Origin of the sequence: Sulfitobacter sp. HI0129 (assembly GCF_001635395.1) — a bacterium.
In the GTDB taxonomy this organism is placed as follows: domain Bacteria; phylum Pseudomonadota; class Alphaproteobacteria; order Rhodobacterales; family Rhodobacteraceae; genus Sulfitobacter.
The window spans coordinates 1-3003 of sequence record NZ_LWGH01000685.1 but is presented as its reverse complement, the minus strand read 5'-3'; the positions used below and the strand labels follow the sequence as shown (position 1 = coordinate 3003).

The 3003-nt window shown below is 63.8% G+C and carries 3 protein-coding genes; all 3 read left to right on the top strand.

The window, feature by feature from the left end; genetic code table 11:
* Positions 1-620: TAXI family TRAP transporter solute-binding subunit (locus tag A3764_RS17305; protein ID WP_330220540.1), on the top strand; the 620-nt coding region annotated here is incomplete at its 5' end.
* Between the two features lie 77 nt (positions 621-697).
* Positions 698-2695: a TRAP transporter permease gene (locus A3764_RS17300; protein ID WP_067951832.1), complete on the top strand. Its 1998-nt coding sequence runs from the start codon at positions 698-700 to the stop codon at positions 2693-2695.
* Positions 2696-2698: 3 nt separating this feature from the next.
* On the top strand, positions 2699-3003 hold a 305-nt coding region (locus A3764_RS17295; protein ID WP_150122265.1), incomplete at its 3' end, for an AMP-binding protein.

Below are 3003 nucleotides of genomic sequence, written 5' to 3'. Positions count from 1 at the left end.
TGGATTTCGGCGGCTTCGGGGCCAGCTGGACCGGCCTGATCGAGGATCAGGTGGATGCGGCCTTTGCCTCGACCAACTCGGGCAAGGCCTATGAGGCCGAAGCAGGGCCGCGCGGTCTGTTCTGGCCGCCCATCGACCCCGAAAACACCGAAGGCTTCGAGGCGATGACCAGTATCGCGCCCTTCTTCGTCATCAACAAGGCGATGGTCGGTGCCACGATCGACGGCACCGATGGCTATCAGGGGGCGGGCTATGCCTATCCGGTACTGACCGCGATGGAGAGCACCGAGGATGACCTCGTCTACAACATGACCAAGGCGATGGTCGAACTGTTCGACCAGTACGATGGCAAGGCGCCGGGAATCTCCGGCTGGGCGCTCGACAAGCAGGACATGAAGTGGGTTGTCCCCTATCACGCGGGTGCTATCCGCTACTTCGAAGAGCAGGGCATCTGGAACGAAGAAGCACAGGCGCATAACGATGACCTGATCGCCCGGCAGGAAGCGCTCGCCGCTGCCTGGGAGGAATTGAAGGCGCAGGATCCCGACGATTGGACCGCCGCCTGGACCGAGGCGCGCAAGGCCGCGCTAGAAGAGGGCGGCTTCGACGTCACCTTCTAAGCTGACCACAAGCCGACAAGAACCGGCCTGCACCCGCAGGCCGGTTCTCCCGTTCTGCCCAGCAGCCGAGTGATCCCATGTCAGACAGCAGCCACCAGCAGCCCCCCAAGGCCGAAGGCCACGAGAAAATCGCCATCGACGGCGAAACCCCGGCAGAGCGCATTTCGGGGCCGGCCCGCTGGGCTGTGATCACCGGAACGCTGGCGTCGCTGGTGCTTGTCATCAACCAGCTCTTCAATCTTCAGATCGCAGGCATCGTGCTGATCGAGGGACGGTATCTCTATATTCTGGGCGGGCTTTTTCTGGCGCTGAGCTTCCTGATCTTCCAGATGGGCGGCGGCAAGGGTGGCCAACCGAGCATCATCGACTGGATCCTCTTTGCACTGTCGCTGGCCAGCACCGGCTACCTCGCGCAGACCGCGCAGCAGAACCTCAGCCAGGGCTGGGAATACGCGGCGCCGGAACTCGCGCAATATGTCTCGGTCGTATTCTTCTTTCTGATCCTTGAGGCGACGCGCCGGGCCGGTGGGCTGGTGCTTTTCATCATCGTGACCTTCTTCGCTTTCTATCCCACCTTTGCAGGCGTGGTGCCGGACCCGTTCTCGGGCTTTCAGAGCACGTTCATGCAGACGGTGCCCTATCATATCTATTCGTCCGAAAGCTCCTTCGGCATTCCGATGAAGGCTTTCGGCGGCGTTGTCATCGGGTTCATCCTCTTTGGCGCGGTGCTGCAAAGAACCGGGGGCGGGCAGTTCTTCAACGATCTGGCGCTTGGCATGGTGGGCGGCTATCGCGGTGGCGCGGCAAAGGTGTCGATCTTTGCCAGCGGTTTCATGGGGTCGATGTCGGGCTCCGTCATTTCCAACGTGCTGACCACTGGCGCGGTATCGATCCCGGCCATGAAGCGCACGGGCTTTTCCGCAAGGACCGCCGCCGCGACAGAGGCCTGCGCGTCGACCGGCGGGGTGCTGATGCCACCGATCATGGGGGCCACGGCCTTCATCATGGCCTCGTTCCTGTCGCGCCCCTATGTGGAGATCGCACTGGCCGCCGCCATTCCCAGCATTCTCTATTACTGGAGCCTTTTCGCCCAGATCGACGCCTATTCCGCCAAGCGCGGCCTGCGCGGTCTGCCGAAGCCCGATCTGCCACGCCTGAAAGAGGTGATGGCCGAGGGCTGGCCCTACATCTTCGTCTTCGCGCTGTTGCTCTACATGATGATCGCGCTCCGGCAGGAAAGCTCTGCCCCCTTCTATTCGGTGGCCCTGCTGCTGGTGGTCAACCAGTTCCGCGCGCGGTTTCGCCTGAACATGCAGCGGCTGGGCAACATGATCGTGGGCGTCGGCATGGGGCTGGCGGAACTCACGGCGATCCTGCTGGGTGTGGGGCTTATCGTGGGCTCGTTCTCTGCCACGGGGCTGGCGGGCACGCTGGTGAACGAGCTGGTTTTCATGGCGGGCGACAGCCAGTTGGTGCTGCTGGCGATGGGCGCGCTGACGGCCTTCATCTTCGGGATGGGGATGACGGTTACCGCCTGCTACATCTTCCTTGCCGTCGTGCTGGCCCCGGCCCTTGAGGCGGGCGGGCTCAATCAGCTCGCCGTCCATCTCTTCATTCTCTACTGGGGGATGGTCAGCTATATCACTCCCCCGGTCTCGCTCGGGGCCTTCGCGGCCTCGACGATGTCCGGCTCCAACCCGATCTCCACCGGGTTCGAGGCGATGAAGCTGGGCGGGGTCATCTACATCGCGCCCTTCCTCTTCGTGCTGAATCCCGCCCTGATCGGGCAGGCACCCCTTTGGGAGGTGACGGTAGCACTCGGCGGTGCGCTGATCGGCGTGGCGCTGATCTCCTCCGCGCTGCAGGGCTACATCAGCCTGGTCGGGCCGCTGAACGGGACAGTGGGGTATCCGCTACGGGTCCTGCTGTTCCTTGGCGGGCTGATGATCGCCAAGCCGCAGACAGAACTTCTCAGCATCGGGTACGGTGCCTCCTTCCTGATCGGAGCGGCGCTTTGCGCGCTGCCTATTCTTGCCGCGCGGCGTGCCCGTGCCACCGTAGCCGAGGCAACCTAGCCGATGATAGAGATCAATCCGCCCGCGCCCGCCGTGCCGCCCCAGGAAACCGTAGTCGCGCGCATCCGCGCCAATGCCGCCGCGCATCCCAACAGGCTGGCGCTGGTCTGCGGAGACACCCGGCTGACATGGGGCGCCTTCGACCGGCGCATCAACCGCGTCGCGAATGCGCTGATCGGGATGGGGGTCAGCAAGGGCGATACCGTCGCGGTCCTTTCGGCGAATTCCGCCGCCTATGCGGAGATTTTCATGGGCGTGCTGCGCGCCGGGGGCTGTGTCACGCCGCTGTCCTCGATGGCCTCTTCCGA

Coding starts and splice junctions, on each gene's coding strand:
- A3764_RS17300 (WP_067951832.1), top strand. CDS start 698: ATGTCAGACAGCAGCCACCAGCAGCCCCCCAAGGCCGAAGGCCACGAG.